This window comes from Larkinella arboricola, assembly GCF_003259745.1.
GTDB classification, from domain to species: Bacteria; Bacteroidota; Bacteroidia; order Cytophagales; family Spirosomataceae; genus Larkinella; species Larkinella arboricola.
Map to the genome: position 1 here is coordinate 281,786 of NZ_QLMC01000006.1, position 18,351 is coordinate 300,136.

An 18,351-nucleotide genomic window follows, 5' to 3' on the forward strand; every position below is an offset into this window, starting at 1 on the left:
ACAGGCAGTGGCGCTATGGTATTTTACGAGAGCATCAAAAAGTGTGGGGCTACTGGTAGACTTTACTAGTTTAGCCTATAACCGATCGGCCCAATGGAACTACAGCCCCCTTCTCCAGTTGCCCCAACAGAACAACCGGGTGAGTCTGGCTCAACTCCATCACATCTTTCAAGTGGAAATAGTTAGAAAAACCGGCATCTGTACAGCTTTTCCCCTGGCGCTTGCTGCTTCAAGAAGGAATTAACGAGTATGGCTGAACGATCCATTCACATCCATAAACTACTTACTTATTTTATTGCCAGCGTATGGCTGATCAACGGCCTGGTGTGTAAAGTCCTCCAGCTGGTCCCCCGCCACCAACAGATTGTGGCCCGCATCTTAGGAGAAGACTATGCTCCCCAACTCACCCGGCTTATTGGCTTTTCGGAGATCCTGCTGGCCGGATGGATTCTTTCTTTTCATCAGACCCGCCTGTGCGCCTGGACCCAAATCCTACTAGTCGTCTTAATGAATGCCATTGAGTTCGTCCTGGCCCCGGATCTGCTGCTCTTTGGCCGCCTAAACGCCCTCTACGCCTTGCTGTTTGTGCTGCTGGTTTACAGCAACGAATTTGTGTTCAACTCCCGGCCCGACTCTGCGAAGTATGTTTGATTTTCTCAGAAACCACCCCTTTGCCGTCGAAGCGTTTTTTGAGTATTCGCTGGTGCTCACCTATGCGCTACCCCAGCAGGATTTGCAACCTTTGATTCCCGAGTGCCTGAGGCTGGACACGTTCCAGGACCGCTGGGCGTTTGTGGCCCTGGCCCTAGTGCAAACCAAAGCCTTACGCCCCAAAGGACTGCCCGCCTTTTTGGGCAGCGACTTCTTTCTGATGGGCTACCGCATCTTTGTTCGCTATGCCACCCCTACCGGCCGACACCTGCGGGGCTTGTACATCCTACGATCCGAAACGGATAGTACCCGCATGGCCATGCTGGGCTCGGTCTTCACTCACTATGGATTCACGGCAACGGATATTGACCAGCACGAGCAGGAAGACCGCTTGCAGATCCGTTCGCAAAAATCGGGGGTGGATATCCTGGTCAACACCCACGTGTCAACCGGCTTGCCGCTACCCGCCCACTCTCCTTTCCCTTCCTGGCAACAAGCCCGGCGGTATGCCGGTCCTTTGCCCTTCACCTTTTCGGTGGATCCCCACCACCGGCACGTGCTGATCGTTGAAGGGCTGCGTGAGCAGTGGCATCCTAAGCCGGTGGAAGTTATCAGAGCCCGGGTGCCGCTGCTGCAAGCGGCACCCTTTCAGCACAGCCAGTTGGCCAGCGCTTTTATCATTCGACAACTCCCTTACTGGTGGAAACCCGGTCAACGTCAACCATGGAACCCATAAGAAAACCCTTTCAGGGGGTGGTTAACATCCTGCGCTTTAACTGGCACCTGTACGCCTGGGCGGGTGGTCTGGTAATCCTGCTTTGGCTGGTAAGCCCCCTGCTCACCAGCCCCTACAGGGTCTGGTTCCCGCTTATCGCCTGGCTTATTGTCCTCGGTACGCTAACCTCGCTGCTGGTCTCCTTTTACGTTTATGACCGCTCGAATCTATACCGCTTTTCCTGGCTGAACGCCGTGTTTGACACCCCGCCATCCACTCTCTTAACTTTTCATGCGGGGTTTGATGAGACCAGCGCCCTGTTGCAGCAGCGATTTCCGCAGGCCCACCTGCAAGCGTTTGACTTTTATGATCCCCAACGGCACACGGAGGTGTCCATTCAACGGGCCCGGAAGGTGTATGCTGCCTATGCCAACACCCAGTCCATCCAAACTTCCCAAGTCCCCCTACCGGACGGGGTAGCCGATGGCATCTTTTTGGTGCTGGCCGCCCACGAGATCCGCCACCCCGCCGAGCGGATTCACTTTTTTGGCGAGCTTCGGCGGGTGCTCAAACCGGCGGGTAAACTCATTGTCGTCGAACACCTGCGCAACCCGCTTAACTTTCTGGCCTACAACATCGGCTTTTTCCACTTTCTCTCCGAATCGGTTTGGAGAACCACGTTCCGCAAGGCCGCCCTGCGGCTGAGTCGCCGGTCGAACATCGCTCACTTCATCACGGTTTTTGTCCTGGAAAAGAATGATCACGCAGCTTAATATCGTTGGAGGAGTGTGCATTTTATTAGCGCTGCTGCACGCCGTGTTTCCTTCTTATTTTCACTGGAAACAGGAGTTAAAAGCCCTCAGCCTGCTGAACCGGCAGTTGATGTACGTGCACACCTTTTTCATTGTCTTGACGGTGTTTTTCATCGGGCTTTTATGCCTAACTGCTGCCAAGGACCTGGTCACCACCCGGTTGGGAAACCGAATAGCGCTGGGCCTGGCCATTTTTTGGGCTCTGCGGCTCTGGGTGCAGTTCTTTGGCTATTCGGCTCAGTTGTGGCGGGGCAAACCTCTGGAAACGGTGGTGCACGTCGTGTTTTCACTCCTATGGCTTTACTTCACCGCTATTTTTTTCATGGTTTTCTGGAGTGGTTGGAAGCTTTATCCATTCGCCCACTGATCGATCATCTGAGTACTTGTCGGGTCCCTTTACAAAGGAAACGAATGGGTCTTTAGTGCTCTTGGCTAGAAAATAGATTTAGCCGATCAAAGCAAACTGCGTAGAAGAGACGTAAGTTCTTCGGCCTTGTTAATGGTCATAAAGTGCCCGCCACCCACGACGGGAATAGCCCCCTTCACATAGCGAAAAGGCAAAATCCGGTCGGCCTGCCCGTGAATATGGATCAAGTTGGGCGTGGGCGTCTGGTGGGTCCAGGTGACGATCTGATCAATGGCCCAGCTCAGAAACGCCGGGTCGGTTTCGCGTAAAATCGTCGCCAGCAACTGCCTGTCGGCTTTGCTATGGGTGCAAAAAAACCAGTTACTCAAAACCGTGGGCCGTTTCATCCACGCGGTCGGCAGCAATTTATGAAGCCGCAGCTGACCCGCCAGCCGGTAATAAAAGGGGATTTCCTGCCGGGTCTTTGCCGAGGCAATTAGAATAACCTTTTCGGTTGGGATGAGCTTGGCCACTTCCACGGCCATAATCCCACCAAACGAAAGCCCAATGAGAACGGGCTTTTCCTGGGTGATCTGTTGCCCCAACCGCCGGGCATACTTTTCGATAGTTTCGCCGGAAGTGGGCGGGATCCAAGTGATAAACGTGACGGCAAAGCCCGACCAATCCAGGTTTTTAAACACGCGCTCATCGGCTCCTAACCCACTGAAGATATAAATCGGTTTCATGTTTGACGACTGCTAGCATCCGTTACGAAATCGGAATGCTTGTTTTTGAAAATTTGTTTCGTTTAATAGATTAAATAGAGCTGCTCAAATGGAAACTCTCATCGAAAAGCCCACGTTGCACGAGCAACAGGTCGCCCGCGAATCGCTAGTGGGCTTGAGCTCGGCGATGCAGGGGCGGTCCGATCAGGTGACGATTCAAATCCAGGAAAACCACCAGGCCATTACCCTTCCCCGAAAAGTGCTGAAACTGCTCTCTTTTATTCTGTCGAACATGGCCAGTGGAAAGACGGTTTCCCTGATCCCCTCGGATTCCGAGGTCAGCACCCAGCAGGCGGCCGATCTATTACGGGTTTCCCGGCCCCATCTGGTCAAATTGCTCGGGCAAGGCGCTATCCTTTTAAAAAGTGGGCACTCACCGCCGTATCCTGCTGGAAGATTTACTGGCTTATAAAGCCGGGCAAAAGGGTCAGCGGAAAAGGCAGTTGCAACGGTTAGCCCACAAGCTCAGGAGCTAAACCTGGGGTATGAATGATTCATTCGATTCCGTTGACGGCGCTGCTCGATGCCTGTGTTCTGTACCCAGCTCCCATTCGGGATCTCTTGCTCCATCTAGCGGATTTCGAGTTGTATCAGCCCAAGTGGACCACTAAAATTCATCAGGAGTGGACCCGCAACCTGCTGGTGAATCGGCCTGAATTAACCCGGGCACAGCTTCAGAGAACCGTCAAGGCGATGGAGAAGGCCTTTTCCCGACGCTACAGTAAAGCAGTATGAACCCCTGATTGGATCGGTGAATTTACCCGATGAAGACGATTGTCATGTCCTGGCGGCAGCCCTACGTTGTCGGGCGGATGTGATTGTCACCTCCAACCTGAAAGGCTTTCTCAACGCGTATCTAAAGTTGTTCGAAATCGAGGCTCAACATCCACAAACGAGTAGGTTGTCATGGTAATCCTGCTCAAGATGGTAGAAAACAACCGCTCGACAGTCAGACTAGACATCTTCAATATCAAACTCCTTGCTGACACTCGACAAGACCAAGGTCAAAGAAAGCTGGCCTTCCGTGGGTGAGCTGGTTGAGATTTGCTCGATTGACCAACCATTTTGCAGATCGGCATACAGGGAGGAGTCATTGGCGGCCCAGTGAATAATATTTTCTTCACCCGCCAACGCTAGTTTTGTCAGGGTAATCACTTTATACTTTTTCATAGCTTTAGAAAATTAAGGTTGTTTCCAGAGAGGCTAAACGTTCATTCGTTGCTGTTTGGGGTCCACTATTTTCGATAGATAACAGAAGCGGGCCCAAAAGGTCACCGGCAGCAAAAAATTGTTAGCCAGGCCATGCAGGCAGTAGCACCGCTGCATGGTCCGCAAAATGAACTGCTCCGGGTTTGGGGATCAATCAAATGCTGCAATCGGTTGTTTACCGGTGCCATCTCGGAAAGGATCGGTGTAGCCAATGCATTCCGCTTATCGGAAGGCTTGGTAATGCTGGTGGGGATAATTTCTTTCTTTACCCCAACACTGATGCTGTTAGGAAGAAAGGAACCGGTTGTTGATAATGAATAAATTTCACAGCTGATTTTATAAACTAAAGTGATCAATCGAAATGGAAACGAAAGCTATCTTACAACTGGCAGAACGTCATGGTCTTCAACTAAAAGACGAAATCAGCTTTAATGAAATGGGCATTGATTTTAAAGTGGGATTCGCCACCGAAATCAATGGTACGAAATGGGTACTGCGCATTCCTCGGCGCGATAACCTGGCCGGGCAGATCGAAAAAGAAAGGAACATTCTGAACCTGGCAAAGAAATACCTTTCAGTTGCTGTACCTGACTGGAAAATCGCAAGTCCAGAATTGGTGGCTTACCCCCTGCTGGACAATAAACCGGTCCTCACCTTTGATGCCCAAACCTATGAAGTGAGTTGGAACATGGACCAGGAAAACAATCAGTATACCCATTCCTTGGCAAACGTATTGGTTACGCTGCATCAAATACCGGTTCAGAAAGTAAAAGATGCCGGATTAAAGGTGCTTTCGCCCCAGATGCTTCGGCCGGAAATACAGGAACGGCTGGAAACGGTAAAAGCGGGTTAGGTATAAGTACCGCCCTGGAAAAGCGTTGGCGCCAATGGCTGGATAACGATGCCCTCTGGCCGGATTTTACAACGTTCGTGCACGGTGATCTCTATGCGGGGCATATCCTGGCGGCAAAAAATGGAGCCATTAGCGGGATTATTGATTGGTCGGAAGGTCAGGTTAGCGATCCGTCCATTGACTTTTCGGGGCATCTTTCTGTCTTTGGAGAAGAAAGCCTGAAAGAACTATTAAGCGAATACAAAAAGCTAGGCGGTATGGTCTGGGAGGGTATGTTTGAACAAACCGTTGAGCGCCACGCTGCCGCTCCGTTGTTATACGGTCTTTTTGCGATTGCAACCAACAGTGATACCCATATTGAAGCCGCTAAGGTACAACTGGGTCTGGTATAAGTCAGAAACTCGAATAGTAGCACTTATCGTTTGAGATGTGTTACTATTCAAGTTTCTATTGTCGAGTCACGACGTTAGGAAAGAATATCGACTACGTTTATGCGTCTTCATCTTGATGTTAAAATCCCGGTCGTTGAAGGCATTGACGCCTAAACGGGCTGGAAGTACCTACAGTCGTTCGACAGTTGCCTGGTTGCCGGTGTGATCATCATAAATATTGCTAACCCCTCTTTAGGCCTTGCCGCTCGGATCGGCAAGGCCTTTTTGTTGGAGCAAACGACACGAACATCTTCAGTCGCATCTGGGGGTTTGTCTCTTATCGATCATGTTACAGGGGGCTTAACCGTAAAACATCATAAGAAGCAGCAAATCGATTAAGAAAGACTTCTGATAAACGTTTCAGCGGCTTCATTCACTTGCTGATGCCTTTCCAATAAGCCCTGATGACCTCCAGGGGCTACCGTTACCAGCTGAGCATGCGGCAGGTGCTGGTGCATATACTCACTGGCCACCGGTTTAGTAAGACGGTCTTTATTGGCAGTTACAACCAGAGTCGGTACCATGATGGAAGGAAGCTCATGAGTGACGTCATACTGGAACATTCCTAAAACACCTCGGGCCGTCACCGCGGGTGGAGCCAGCGTAGAAAGCAGCGTACTGAAATCCAACTGTTTGGCCGTCTGGGTACCGGTAAAGGTTAGCAAGCGGGTCATGATATGGGCGTTGCCGTTGAGGTAACTCATCCAGCGGGACATCCAGATCAGCGGTGATAGAATAATCAATAGCCAGCAAAGCGGAACCAGCACCGGCTTCTGAATCGCCGTCATCAGCGGAGCAAACAACAGAATCGTGCGTACAGGATTGGTGTAAGTGGTATGTTGCAGAATAACGCCTTTAATCATCTGGCGGAGGTTGGGCGCCTTGGCTAACAGGGTCAGAATGGTCATGCCGCCGATGCTGTGGCCCCATAGAATGGGGTTTCTGACTTGAGTGTGTTCGATCACCGCCTTGAGGTCAGCGGCCATTTTGTCCAGTGAAAAATCCCTGTTGGTGGGCCGGGTGGATTTGCCCAGTCCCGGTAGATCCATCATGATCAGCCGGTAGTTAGTTTCAAAGTAGGTACGCTGATAATACCAATTCTTGATACTAGCGTTCCAGCCATGGACAAAAATAATGGGCTGGCGGTCTTCCGGGCCGTAGTACTCGATGTGGATGGTGCTGCCATCAGGCCGCTTTAGCGTATCGTGCTTGTCGCTTTCAAACATATGGGGTTCGGGCTCCTGCGGACGATTCGTGCTCAATAGGGCTTTGATCAAAAACCGTCCCAGCAAAATGAAAGCGAGTAAGGCAATGGCTCCATATAAACAGCGCTGTGCGTACGCATCGGAGGGCGTGTCATCAAACAGGTACCACTCCCGCCAGAGGTAATAGGCGATAATAGGGTAAGCAATAGAGAGCAAGTCGGCGATCAGATAGGCCAGGATCAATAACGGCATACAGAGACGGTTAATACAAGGTGAAACAAAAGCGAAACACACGGCCCAAAAGGGAGTGTGTTGTCATTAACCCGCTTGATCTAACTTAGTTACAGTAAATGAGGAATTGGAGAAAAGGTAGTTGAAAGACGCCTAGCAACCGATCTATTCTGAATATGGGCAGCCCCCGATTGCCCAAAGTGGAAGGGGTTGTTCGAGTCGATAGCAAGTACATGCAGTATATTGAACACGGGTACGAAGAGCTGTACGACTTAAAAGCCGACCCCCACGAAAAGCAGAACCTTGCTTCTTCTGCGGCTTATCAGGCGAAATTGGAAGCGATGAGAAAGCGCTATGCGGTTCTTAAAAAGCAGGTAAAGTAAGGATATTTCAGTAATACCCTTACACCAATGGAGCCAGTTGGCAATGGAAAAACACCCTTTTTGAACGGCCAAATTGCCCCAGATGAGCCCTGGATTTGCTTTGGTGGAAAATTGGGCAGTTTTTGTTGAGTGATATGCTACAACAGTTACGCACCTACTATTATCATCGCCAGCATCTGATCGAACAGTTGATGACTTATACCCACAAATGCATAAAGCGCTCCAGTTGATAAATCTTCGCTTAGAGATAGCAATTAGCGACAGTACCAGTAAGTCGGGCTTGGCGATTGTTAAGGCTATTTTAGGAGGTTAACGAGACCCCCATGAGTTGGCTTCTTTAGTGAACATTCGGATGAAACGATCCAAAGAGGAGATTGCTCGACCGCTACATAGGAGTTGGCGATAGGAATAGCTCTTCGAGCTAAAAGCGAACCTGAGCCGCCCATACCAGCAGGCTTTATCCGACTGTGATCAAGTTATTGAACAAGCTCTGCGAAGGAGGACGACACTGGTCAAGGATATTCATAAGTTTGGCTTTGCCAGTTGGCTACGGTTGGTGCCCAACAATAAAATCAGTGGTGGGCGCATCATCAGTTATCATAAAAAGGCTCAAGTTAAAGTCGCCGTTCAAAAGGCCAGAGAAGCGGGCTTACGGCAAGTGCAACGGTTTTTAATAGCCCTAGAATTAAGCCAGGATGAGTTGGTTAGGTTATTTTCAAAATCCTCTTTGTCAGAGGGATTGCCACTAGTTGTATAGAAATCCGTTTGCCGTTTTGGTGATTGTTACTGCTTGTCACGTCCTAGTTTGATGATTGTTACTGCTTTTAAGGAAACTTGCACAGTTTTTGTACGATCTCTGTAGGATTAGTCGCCATTTAAATCAGTTGGCATACACTATATACTGCTGCCCTATTGGGCCCTTCATGAAAAGCTTTATTACTCTGTTACTGGCCTACAGTCTTTTTTCCTATTCGTCTCAGGCCCAGATCAGCCAGATACGCTTCAAACATATCACGACCCAGGAAGGACTTTCCGAAAGTAATGTGACCTGTATTTTGCAGGATAAGCAGGGATTTATGTGGTTTGGTACGCAGGACGGACTGAACAAATACGATGGCTACTCTTTTACCATTTACCAGAACGAGCCGCGTGATCCTGCCAGCTTAAGCGATAATTATATCCTGTCCCTGTATGAAGACCGGAAAGGACGACTTTGGGTAGGGACGGACGATGGTGGCTTATGCCTGCTCAATAAACAAACTGGAAAATTTACCGTTTATAAACACTCAGATACCAAGACGCCTGGTAATAACCGTGTTACGTCTATTGCTGAGGATCGTCAGGGTAAGCTCTGGATTGGAACCGATGAGGGCCTTATGCAATTTAATCCCGAGAGCCGGACGTTTATCTACTACCGGCATCAAGCCGGGATACCGGGCAGCCTAAGTCATAATCTGATCAGGGATGTGCTGGTTGATCGCCGGGGGCAAATTTGGGTGGCCACCTACGGAGGGGGACTGGACCGGCTGGATTTGACAACACGCCAGTTTCGGCACTATAAAAACCGTGCGTCGGATAAAACTTCACTGAGCCAAAATACACTCAAAAAGCTATTTGAGGATGCCAATGGCCGACTTTGGATTGGCACCGAAGGAGGTGGATTAAACCTTCTCAATGCCGATCAAACAACGTTTACCCGTTTTCGGCATAATCGTGCAGTATCCACTTCCATCAGCCATGACGATGTGAATACCATGCAGGAGGATGAAAACGGTAATTTATGGGTCGGTACTGAAAATGGAGGCATTAGTGTGCTGAACAAAAGCCGGACAGCCTTTACTCGGTATTCTTACGATGAAAATAATCCCTACGGTCTTAACAACGGCTCGATTTATGCCATTTTCCGGGATCGAAATGGAAATATGTGGGTCGGAACCTACAGCGGAGGAGTCAACTTCTTCGATCATCAGCCGGGCAAATTCGAACTCATTCAGAAAGACTTGCGGAATCCCGATGGCCTTAATAATACCAATGTTACGGCGGTGCTGGAGGATCATCAGGGCAATTTGTGGATGGGAACGGACGGGGGCGGCCTGAACGTCCTGTTGAAAGGCACCAACCGCTATCTCCACTACCAGCATAATCCGGATAATCCACGAAGTATTGCCAGTAATTACATCATGAGCCTTTATCAGGACAGTGATCGGAATATCTGGGTAGGCAGTTATAAAGGGGGGGTAAGTGTATGGCAGGAAAAATCCGGCGACTTTCTCAATTATACCCAGACAGATAATGACAAAGGACTCAGTCAAGAAACGGTGAGTACGATGGTGGAAGGAGAAAAAGGGCAAATCTGGTTGGGCACTCAGGGAAATGGCATTAGTCGGTACGACAAAAAAACCGGTCGATTTACCCATTACCGCCCCAATCCAGCCCGGCCTGACAGCCTGATTCAGGGGTATATCAGTTCGTTGCATTATGACCACAGTGGCACGGTATGGATTGGCACCGAAGGCGACGGTGTTAGTCGGTTCGATCCCAAAAGCGGCATTTTCAGGGCCTATCATCATGACCGGGCCAATACAAACAGTTTAAGCCATAACCTGGTGATCAGCCTGTACGAAGATAGTCGGCGGCAGATGTGGATTGGCACATATGGTGGTTTAAACCGCTTTGATCCCAGCACCCAGTCGTTTACCGTCTACAAGGAAAAGCAGGGACTGGCCAATAAAGTGATTCAGGGAATTGTCAGCGATCGGCACGGGAACCTGTGGATAAGCACAAACAAAGGCCTATCGAAGTTCAATCCCCAAACGAAAACGTTCCGAAACTACGATGCCGGGGATGGTCTTCAGAAAAGTTCGTTTAACCGCATGGCCGTTTTTAAAGGACCACAGGGCACCTTATACTTTGGTGGCATCAGCGGCCTGAACCGCTTTCATCCCGATAGCCTCAGGGATAATTTGGTTATTCCGCCGGTGGTTATTACCAATCTACGGATTTTCGATCGGCCTGTTTTGCTCCGATCCCGTCAGATTACCCTCTCGCATAGTCAATCAACGGTAACATTTGAATTTGCGGCTTTAAATTACTCGCAACCGGAGCGGAATCAATACGTGTATAAACTGGAAGGTTTTGATCAGGACTGGAGTTTGAAAAGCCTTAGAAGAACGGCTACCTATACCAATCTTGAACCGGGCGTTTACACGTTCCGGGTGAAAGCCTCCAATAACGATGGCTTCTGGAATGACCAGGGGACTACCTTTCGGGTGATTATCAAGCCGCCTTTCTGGCAGACCTGGTGGTTTAAAATAAGCGTAGCTATTCTGCTGCTGATTAGTACGAATCTGATCCACCAATGGCGGATCAGATCCCTCAAAAACCATAAAAAGGAACTCGAAAGGCTGGTCAGCGAACGGACAGCGGAAGTACTTTACCAGAAAGAAGAACTGCAAAGTCAGGCGGAAGAACTGCAAAGCCAGACGGAAGAACTGCAAAGTCAGGCGGAAGAGCTACAGAGCCAGACCGAACATATGCAACGGTTGATTGAGCAGCTCAACGAGGGGCGTAAAAAAGAACAGGCCGCCCGGCAGGAAGCCGAAAACGCCACGAAAGCCAAAAGCGTGTTTCTGGCCACGATGAGTCACGAAATCCGTACCCCGATGAATGGGGTGCTGGGAATGACCTACCTATTGCAGGAAACGGAACTGTCTAAAGAACAGCACGAATACGTCGAAACGATTTACCAGTGTGGGACCAATTTACTGGGCGTGATCAACGACATTCTCGACTTTTCGAAAATAGAATCAGGTAATCTGGAACTGGAACAACACGATATTGACCTCCGAAACTCCATTGAAGAGGTTCTGGACCTGTTTGCCACCAAAGCGGCCACAGTGGGACTGGATTTAATCTATCAGGTTTGTCCACAGGTGCCTCAGCACATCGTCAGTGACGGGTTGCGCCTGCGTCAGATCCTTATCAACCTGGTTGGTAATGCCGTTAAATTCACCCATAAGGGCGAAGTGTTTATTAAGGTAATGCTAAACCGGTGCATCAACGATCAGGAATTGGAGCTGGCGTTTCAGGTGCGCGATACCGGTATTGGAATTGCCGAAGACAAATTACAGCGGCTTTTCAAAGCCTTCTCACAGGTTGATTCCTCAATGACCCGCAAATACGGCGGAACGGGGTTGGGGCTGGCCATCAGCGAACGGTTGGTCAGACTCATGGGCGGAGAAATTACCGTCGAAAGTCAGGAAGGCCAGGGAACGGTGTTTACCTTCACCATTCGCTGTCAAGCGCGAGCACACCCGCAGCGGAACGCTATTTTGACCTATACCACTGATTTGGTGGGTCAACGAGTGCTGATCGTTGATGACAGTCAAACCAATTTGGAAAGCCTGCAAGGCCAGCTCGCAGCGTGGGGATTAAGCCCGTCCATTGCTTTATCTGGTCAGCAGGCCCTGGCGCTGCTGACGGCCGACTCCGCCTTTCAAGTTGTGCTGACCGACCTGCATATGCCGGGCATGAATGGGGTCGAGTTGGCCCGGCAGATCAAGATCAGTTACCCCCGGCTTCCGGTCATTCTACTACGCTTCCTTGGGGAAGAGTCTGGGAAAGACGATAGTCGTCTATTCTCGGCCATTCTTACCAAACCCATACACCAGCAGCAACTTTTCGATTTAGTTGGCCGGCACCTTAACTTATCCCAGGAAAGTCCGGCGGTTGCTTCCCACCCCATACAGCAAAGTTTATCCACCGATTTTGCGAGTAAAAACCCTCTTACTATTTTAGTGGCAGAAGATTATCCCGCCAACCAAAAGTTAATCCTGAACATTCTAACGAAGCTTGGTTATGCCCCCCATTTGGCCCAGAATGGGTTAGAAGCGGTATCGATGCTGCAAAATCAGGCTTTTGATGTCATTCTCATGGATGTGCAGATGCCCCATATGAATGGCTTGGAAGCGACCCATTGTATTCGCCAGCGACCCGGTCCCCAGCCTGTCATCATTGCCATGACTGCCAACGCCCTTAAAGAAGATCAAGAAAAATGTCTACAGGTAGGAATGGATGATTACCTTTCCAAACCTTTAATGCTCAACGCCTTGAAAACAGCCTTAGAGCGGGCTTCGGCCCGAAAAAAACAAACGACTTAATGGGTCTATCAAATAGCAACAAATGCCCTAAAGTTTAATTCTCAAATGTAGCAAGTCCAATTGTATGTGGAATAGCTGGAAAGAAAATCACCACTCCGGACCAGTTCATGGTTTAGAAGTTACCCGCATCCATTTTTGGCCTTTTCCCAAGAAGCTGATCGGCTCACAATAAACCGAAAACCATACCAATAAGCCTGATGATGACACCAAAGAGAGCTAGTTATAGGGTTAGCCTTCTTTGGTGCTTATCATTTTTATCGAACCCGAACGCACTAAAAGACTGGATTGTTTTCCTGGCAACTTATATAGACACGACTTTGCCCTTCCGGCTTTCCTGAGCAGCCTGGATGAATGAAAATATTTCCAAGGTTTCAGTGGGTGACACAGGTGCTTTACCCGTATTAAAAAAGCGCACAATGGATTTAACCAATGGCTCGTAGGTAGCGAACGGGCCAAGGGGCGCGATTCCTTTTTCGCCGAAAGCCGTTCCGGCAATATTGGCGGCTCCTTTTCGAATGCCCCTGACCGTGCCGATGCGGCCATCTTCCCAAACGCCTACCACCACATCGGTGCCTTCAGTATGGCTGCGGCTAACGGTCTTGCAACCGGGTCCCATAACGGTAAACAACATTTCCACCCCGTGGATGGCGTACCAGGCCAGGTCGAGATGTCCTTTGTCGATTTCGGCGGGGGTATACACATCGGCACCCGTCACCCGGCCAATGCTGCCGCCCACGACCTTTTGCACATTGGCATCAAAACGCAGGGCCGAAGAGCTGAAAATGGGGGTATTGTATTGCTCGGCGGCCTTGAAAATGGCTTTGGCTTCGGCCAGCGAAGGCGCAATGGGTTTATCGATGAAAACCCGCTTTCCGGATTTAAATACCGGCATGGCCTGCTCCAGATGCACCCGTCCGTCGTTCGATTCCAGCAAAACGACATCTACCTCGTTCAGCAAAGCCTCAATAGAATCAACCAGCTTGACGCCCATGCCCTGAACGGCGCGGGTAATTTCCGGTTTCATTTTGAGCGCCGAAACAATGTCCTTACTGCCGTGCGGATAGGCGGCCGTCACCCGATACCCCAGCATATCGGAGCCCCCGTTATAGATCATTTTGGTAAACACTTCACTGTGGCTGGTGTCCAGCCCAATAATACCGACTCGTTTTCCGGCAACGGTTTCCCGGTCGCGGCCCAGAGAAATCCCGGCGGTTCCTAAGCAGGTGGCCCCGATTGAGGCATATTGCACAAATTTGCGTCTGTTCATAGTAATTACGTACTAGTTTTTTATGGTCTACTTTCTCACACCCAGGGGCTTTTTTGAGGAGTACATTACAGCTTCGGTCGCTACCATTTCGTAGACCGGATCAGGATTCAGGATTTTTATCTGTACCTGATGCGTTCCTTCCGGAAGCTGGTACCGCCAGAATAATTCCGTTCGTCGGTGGGCGTTCACTACCGGCAGACTGGCTTCTTCCAATAACTTACCATCCACATACAACGCGGCCCGCACAGGGGTATCGGGAGCCTCCCGCTTCGTTTTACGGACATGCCCCCGCAGCACAAAGCCGATACCGCTGGCGGTGAATTCGATACCGGTGCTGCTCACCTGATTGACGGTTTGCTTATGATCGGGAAAATGACCAGCGAAGCTTTCCTCAAAAGCCACGGTTTTGACGGGTTCCTGCCGAATCTCAACGGTATTTTCGAGCACTTTTCCGCCCTGGCGGGTGATGTTCGCCAATGCATGCCGATACCCCAGTTCATACACCTTCGAGAGTGACAAACTGGTGTAGCTAAAGTTGGTCTGTTCCGCTTTGCTGAGAGGATTCAGCCAGTAATCGGGAATGTGGCTATAACCAAGCATGGTGCCCAGTACCCCGCCCGCCGTAGACGGATTACAGTCCGAATCCTGACCCGCCCGCGTGGAAATCTCCATGGTTTTTGTAAAGTCCCCGCCCCCGTACAGCAGTCCAAGCACCACGTAGGCCGAATTGAGTTTGGCATCAATATCGAGGGGATGAAAAACACCATCGGGACACCCAACATCCTCGGTCCATTTCCGCTGGATTTCAAACCACGTCCGTTTCCAGTCGTTCGGATAGGCTTTGTGCCATTTAATGACGTCGGCTACGCATTGGTAAAACTGGCTCCGGGCCGGAATGGCCTTCAGGGCTTTATTAACAACGACCTTCACGTCGTTACTCCGGAACGCCTGCGCGTACAGATTGGCCACAAACACGCCCCCGTACCACCCATCGCCGTAATTCATGATGTGACCGACTTTGTCGGCAATGGCCGACGCTGCGTTTGGCATGGCCGGGCTCATCAGGCCGGCAAAGTCTGCTTCGATCTGAAAATCAATATCATCGGCATGCGGATTATGAAGCCAGTGGCCCGACTGCGGGGGTCGCATTCCCTGCAGCACATTATACCGTCCGGCCTGGTTGGCATGCCAAAGCTCATAACCTGAGCGGGCATAGGCGAGCGCAAACGAATCGGCAGGAGCCTCCAGTCCCAGTCGTTCAAACACTTCCACGAACGTCAGGTCCATGTAGATATCGTCGAAAAGGCCGGGGAAAACCCGCATGGCTTCCGCTACATAATCGTCGTGCCACTGGATGGGTTGATAATCCTGAATAAACGTTCCCTGGTACACAAATTCGGTCGGCCAGCCGAACGTCACTCCAATGGTTTGCCCGGCCCAGCCCCCTTTGATTTTATCGCGGAGGACGTCTTTGGTTAACTTCAGTACGGGTTGCTTGTCGCGCAATTGCGCGAACGATGCGTTAGAAATAGAAAAACAGAGCCATAGCAAAAGTGCCCCCGGTAATCTCATTACAGTTTTCATAGTAAGTTACGGTTTTAATCAGCTTGCTAAGGACGTTCAAAGATCATCTTATCGATGTGGAACAAAGCCCGTTTTGCATCCGGGTTTCTGAACACAAAATAGAGGTGGTGCTTACCCGTGGTGGGCCTGATCGGCAAGCTGACTTCCTTCCAGCCGGTTTTGAGGTCACTAAGCTGGCCCGCCGGTACGTTCAGTCGTCCCACTTCCGGACCGTCTTTGGCGTCCAGATGAACCGTAATGGTTCCGCCCGCTCCGTGCTCCTGGATGCGCAGTTTTACGCTTCCAATCCCCGTTAGATCAATACCGTCGAAACGAGCGTATTTTCCGTTGATAATGTTACTGATGTACGAAACGTAACCGGTATTGAGCGTAGCAATCACCACCCCGACGTTACCTTCCGCGTAATCTTCCATTTCGATCTGCGGATGGCGTAGAACAACGTAACTGCTGGCCGTCAACGGGGGCATGGACGGGGTTCCGCCGTCGGTATACGATGCCTGCAACACATACGCTCCTTCCACGCCTTTCCCCACATGGCGATCGAGCGGCAGCGAACCGGCCAGGGGCAGCGATGCATGCTGTTTGGTCAGGCTCAGGATGTAATCGGTAATTTCCCCGGCTTTCTCCGGCGTCAGGTTGGGATGGGGAGGCATCGGATAGGAACCCCAGTTTCCGCTGCCGCCCTCAATAATCTTGGCCACCAGCCGGGATTTGGCATCCGGGTCTCCGGTATACCGGCGGGCAATTTCCTTCAGGGCGGGGCCAATCGATTTCGTATCGACGGTATGGCAGGCTTTACAATCCTGGGTGTCATAAAACGCCTTCGTCGCAGCGTATTTTACGTCTTCATTGCCCGCCGACAGCACGCTCGCCAGGTCTTTGCCAAACGGCAGATAATCGAACGAAAACCGGGTCCGCGTTTTCGCAATGGGTTTATCTTCCCGATCCGTGACGGTAACTTTATAGTCAAATTTCGTATTGTCCCAGTAAAAGCTCTGGTTGGCGCTGCTGCCAATGACCACTTTCGGCGGTTCATTGCCGACCCGAATCTGGGAGGTGGTAGTGGCCGCTGCTCCCTGCGAATCCGTCACCGTCAGCACCACGTCGTACGTCCCCGGCTTTTTGAAAATGTAATCGGTCTCGGCCCCTTTCAGGCTAACGGAACCCACTTTCCAGGTGTAGGAAAGCTGATCGCCGGGGTCAAAGTCCTTCGACCCTTTGGCCGAAAAATGCACGGAAAGCGGCACTGCGCCCACAGTTTTGCTGACCTTGGCAACGGCAATCGGTCGGCGGTTGCCTTCGCTGTATTCAACCCGAATGATGCCCGAATCGGTATTCTTGGCAAACCAGTTTGTACCGTAGGCCAGAATGTATACGGCGCCGTCTTTGGCAATCTGCATATCCATCGGAGCCACCACATTCAGTTGGGGCAGGAATGGTTCCATGCTGACGTAGTTGCCCTGCTCATCCATCGTTACGGCCATCATCCATTTCCGAATCCAGTCGTAGATCAGCAATTTGCCATTGTAGTAGGCCGGCAGTTTGTAGGGAGCATTCGGATACCGGTCGCTGTAATAAACCGGCCCCGCCATCGCACTGGCTCCACCCCGACCCACCAGTGGCCAGCGTTTCGACGGACCTTTGCCGTACCAGATAAAGGCGGGTTGGGCGGGCGGCAAATTTTTGATACCGGTATTGTTTGGAGAGTTATTGACCGGAGCAGCCGGATTTTGCGGAGGGCCTTCCTTTTTGGTGGCAAAATCGTATTTCGGGAAAGCTTCGTTCGCGCCCAGAAAATACGGATAACCAAAGAAACCGGGCTTTCTGGCCTGGTTGATTTCGTCGTAGCTCAGTTTTCCTTCCTCCGCGGGCACTTCGGTATCCGGGCCTACATCACCCCAGTACACATAGCCGGTTTTGGGGTCCACGGATACCCGGAACGGGTTGCGGCAGCCCATAACGTAGATTTCGGGATGCCCCTGCGAACCGTCTTTGGGAAACAGGTTACCGTCGGGAATGCTATAAGTCCCATCAGCTTCGGGCTTGATGCGCAGAATCTTCCCCCGGAAATCCTTGCTATTGGCCGAGGTTCCCTGTCCGTCCGAAAGTTGTCGCCCCGGCCGTTCGTCGGTGGGGTTGTGACCTTCGATCTCTTCGGCATTGGTGTTGTCGCCAATGGACAGGTAGAGCAGCCCCGCCGGGTCGAAGGTGATATAGCCCGCCGAATGACAGCAATACGTCCGTTGCGTCGGTACTTCCAGCAGCACCTTTTTCGAGGCCATATCCAGCACCCCGTTGCGATAACTAAACCGGGCCAGTTCGCTCACATTGCGGTTGCCCCCCAGGCCATAATACAGGTAAACCCAGTGATTTTTCTCGTACTGCGGGTCCACCGCTACTCCCAGCAAACCGTCTTCAATACCGCTGAAAACATTAAGGTGGGCAACCGTGGAAAGCGTTTTCGCCTTTGCGTCATACAGCCGCAGGGCTCCTTTGCGCTCGGCAACCAGCACACTATAATCGGGCAGGATAGCCATCTGCATGGGTTCATCGAAACCGGATGCCAGAATACTGTGGGTAAACCGGGTGCTATCGGGTCGTCCCTCCTGACTGACCGCAGCAGCGTTTGCCGCCCGTTCATACCGGAACAAAGGGGAAGATAGTCTTTCGGAAGTCGATGATCCCCAAAAAAGTGAATATAAGGCCAACAGACCCGCTGG

15 protein-coding genes and 1 pseudogene are annotated in these 18,351 nt (G+C 50.9%); 10 read left to right on the top strand and 6 right to left on the bottom strand.

The window, feature by feature from the left end:
• Positions 1 to 249 precede the first annotated feature (249 nt).
• From LX87_RS23335 to LX87_RS23350, 4 genes are read left to right on the top strand one after another with little or no spacing between them, the layout of a single operon-like run.
• Positions 250 to 651, top strand: coding sequence for a DoxX-like family protein (locus LX87_RS23335; protein ID WP_111630715.1), 402 nt, complete (start codon positions 250 to 252; stop codon positions 649 to 651).
• Positions 644 to 1,387, top strand: coding sequence for a DUF2071 domain-containing protein (locus tag LX87_RS23340; RefSeq protein ID WP_111630716.1), 744 nt, complete (start codon positions 644 to 646; stop codon positions 1,385 to 1,387). The genes LX87_RS23335 and LX87_RS23340 overlap by 8 nt, the downstream gene beginning before the upstream one ends.
• A complete protein-coding gene (locus tag LX87_RS23345; protein ID WP_111630717.1) occupies positions 1,375 to 2,139 on the top strand; it encodes a class I SAM-dependent methyltransferase in 765 nt (254 codons plus the stop codon). Before LX87_RS23340 ends, LX87_RS23345 begins: the two co-directional genes overlap by 13 nt.
• Positions 2,123 to 2,545 carry a hypothetical protein gene (locus tag LX87_RS23350; protein ID WP_111630718.1) on the top strand — a complete coding sequence of 141 codons (423 nt, stop codon included), beginning with the start codon at positions 2,123 to 2,125 and terminating at the stop codon, positions 2,543 to 2,545. The genes LX87_RS23345 and LX87_RS23350 overlap by 17 nt, the downstream gene beginning before the upstream one ends.
• A gap of 86 nt (positions 2,546 to 2,631) precedes the next feature.
• Here LX87_RS23350 and LX87_RS23355 read toward each other — a convergent pair whose 3' ends face one another.
• Positions 2,632 to 3,270 carry an alpha/beta hydrolase gene (locus LX87_RS23355; RefSeq protein ID WP_111630719.1) on the bottom strand — a complete coding sequence of 213 codons (639 nt, stop codon included), beginning with the start codon at positions 3,268 to 3,270 and terminating at the stop codon, positions 2,632 to 2,634.
• 88 nt (positions 3,271 to 3,358) lie between these two features.
• Here LX87_RS23355 and LX87_RS29145 point away from each other — a divergent pair, with 88 nt between their 5' ends.
• Positions 3,359 to 3,721 carry an excisionase gene (locus LX87_RS29145; protein ID WP_229310788.1) on the top strand — a complete coding sequence of 121 codons (363 nt, stop codon included), beginning with the start codon at positions 3,359 to 3,361 and terminating at the stop codon, positions 3,719 to 3,721.
• A 77-nt stretch (positions 3,722 to 3,798) separates the two neighbouring features.
• Complete coding sequence (locus LX87_RS23365) at positions 3,799 to 4,044, top strand: hypothetical protein (protein WP_111630720.1); 246 nt, start codon at positions 3,799 to 3,801, stop codon at positions 4,042 to 4,044.
• A gap of 219 nt (positions 4,045 to 4,263) precedes the next feature.
• On the opposite strand, the gene LX87_RS23375 is transcribed toward LX87_RS23365, so the two are convergent.
• Positions 4,264 to 4,479, bottom strand: coding sequence for a hypothetical protein (locus LX87_RS23375; RefSeq protein WP_111630722.1), 216 nt, complete (start codon positions 4,477 to 4,479; stop codon positions 4,264 to 4,266).
• Between the two features lie 132 nt (positions 4,480 to 4,611).
• Between LX87_RS23375 and LX87_RS23380 the strand changes: the two genes are divergently transcribed.
• The gene (locus LX87_RS23380) at positions 4,612 to 4,839 is read left to right on the top strand and encodes a hypothetical protein (protein WP_111630723.1); all 228 of its coding nucleotides are present in this window, start codon (positions 4,612 to 4,614) and stop codon (positions 4,837 to 4,839) included.
• A gap of 40 nt (positions 4,840 to 4,879) precedes the next feature.
• A pseudogene (locus LX87_RS29335) lies at positions 4,880 to 5,763 on the top strand (macrolide 2'-phosphotransferase).
• Between the two features lie 374 nt (positions 5,764 to 6,137).
• Here LX87_RS29335 and LX87_RS23390 read toward each other — a convergent pair.
• Positions 6,138 to 7,259, bottom strand: a complete 1,122-nt coding sequence (locus LX87_RS23390; protein WP_111630724.1) for an alpha/beta fold hydrolase — start codon at positions 7,257 to 7,259, stop codon at positions 6,138 to 6,140.
• 155 nt (positions 7,260 to 7,414) lie between these two features.
• On the opposite strand from LX87_RS23390, the gene LX87_RS23395 reads away from it, so the two are divergent.
• The gene (locus LX87_RS23395) at positions 7,415 to 7,621 is read left to right on the top strand and encodes a DUF4976 domain-containing protein (protein WP_111630725.1); all 207 of its coding nucleotides are present in this window, start codon (positions 7,415 to 7,417) and stop codon (positions 7,619 to 7,621) included.
• 923 nt (positions 7,622 to 8,544) lie between these two features.
• The gene (locus LX87_RS23400) at positions 8,545 to 12,780 is read left to right on the top strand and encodes a two-component regulator propeller domain-containing protein (protein ID WP_111630726.1); all 4,236 of its coding nucleotides are present in this window, start codon (positions 8,545 to 8,547) and stop codon (positions 12,778 to 12,780) included.
• Between the two features lie 301 nt (positions 12,781 to 13,081).
• Here LX87_RS23400 and LX87_RS23405 read toward each other — a convergent pair whose 3' ends face one another.
• The 3 genes from LX87_RS23405 to LX87_RS23415 are packed head-to-tail and all read right to left on the bottom strand — an operon-like array spanning position 13,082 to position 18,282.
• On the bottom strand, positions 13,082 to 14,047 hold the full coding sequence (locus LX87_RS23405) for a Gfo/Idh/MocA family protein (RefSeq protein ID WP_111630727.1): 966 nt from the start codon (positions 14,045 to 14,047) through the stop codon (positions 13,082 to 13,084).
• Positions 14,048 to 14,074: 27 nt separating this feature from the next.
• The gene (locus LX87_RS23410) at positions 14,075 to 15,631 is read right to left on the bottom strand and encodes an ADP-ribosylglycohydrolase family protein (RefSeq protein WP_111630728.1); all 1,557 of its coding nucleotides are present in this window, start codon (positions 15,629 to 15,631) and stop codon (positions 14,075 to 14,077) included.
• Positions 15,632 to 15,657: 26 nt separating this feature from the next.
• On the bottom strand, positions 15,658 to 18,282 hold the full coding sequence (locus LX87_RS23415; RefSeq protein WP_229310790.1) for a PQQ-dependent sugar dehydrogenase: 2,625 nt from the start codon (positions 18,280 to 18,282) through the stop codon (positions 15,658 to 15,660).
• Between the last annotated feature and the right edge of the window lie 69 nt (positions 18,283 to 18,351).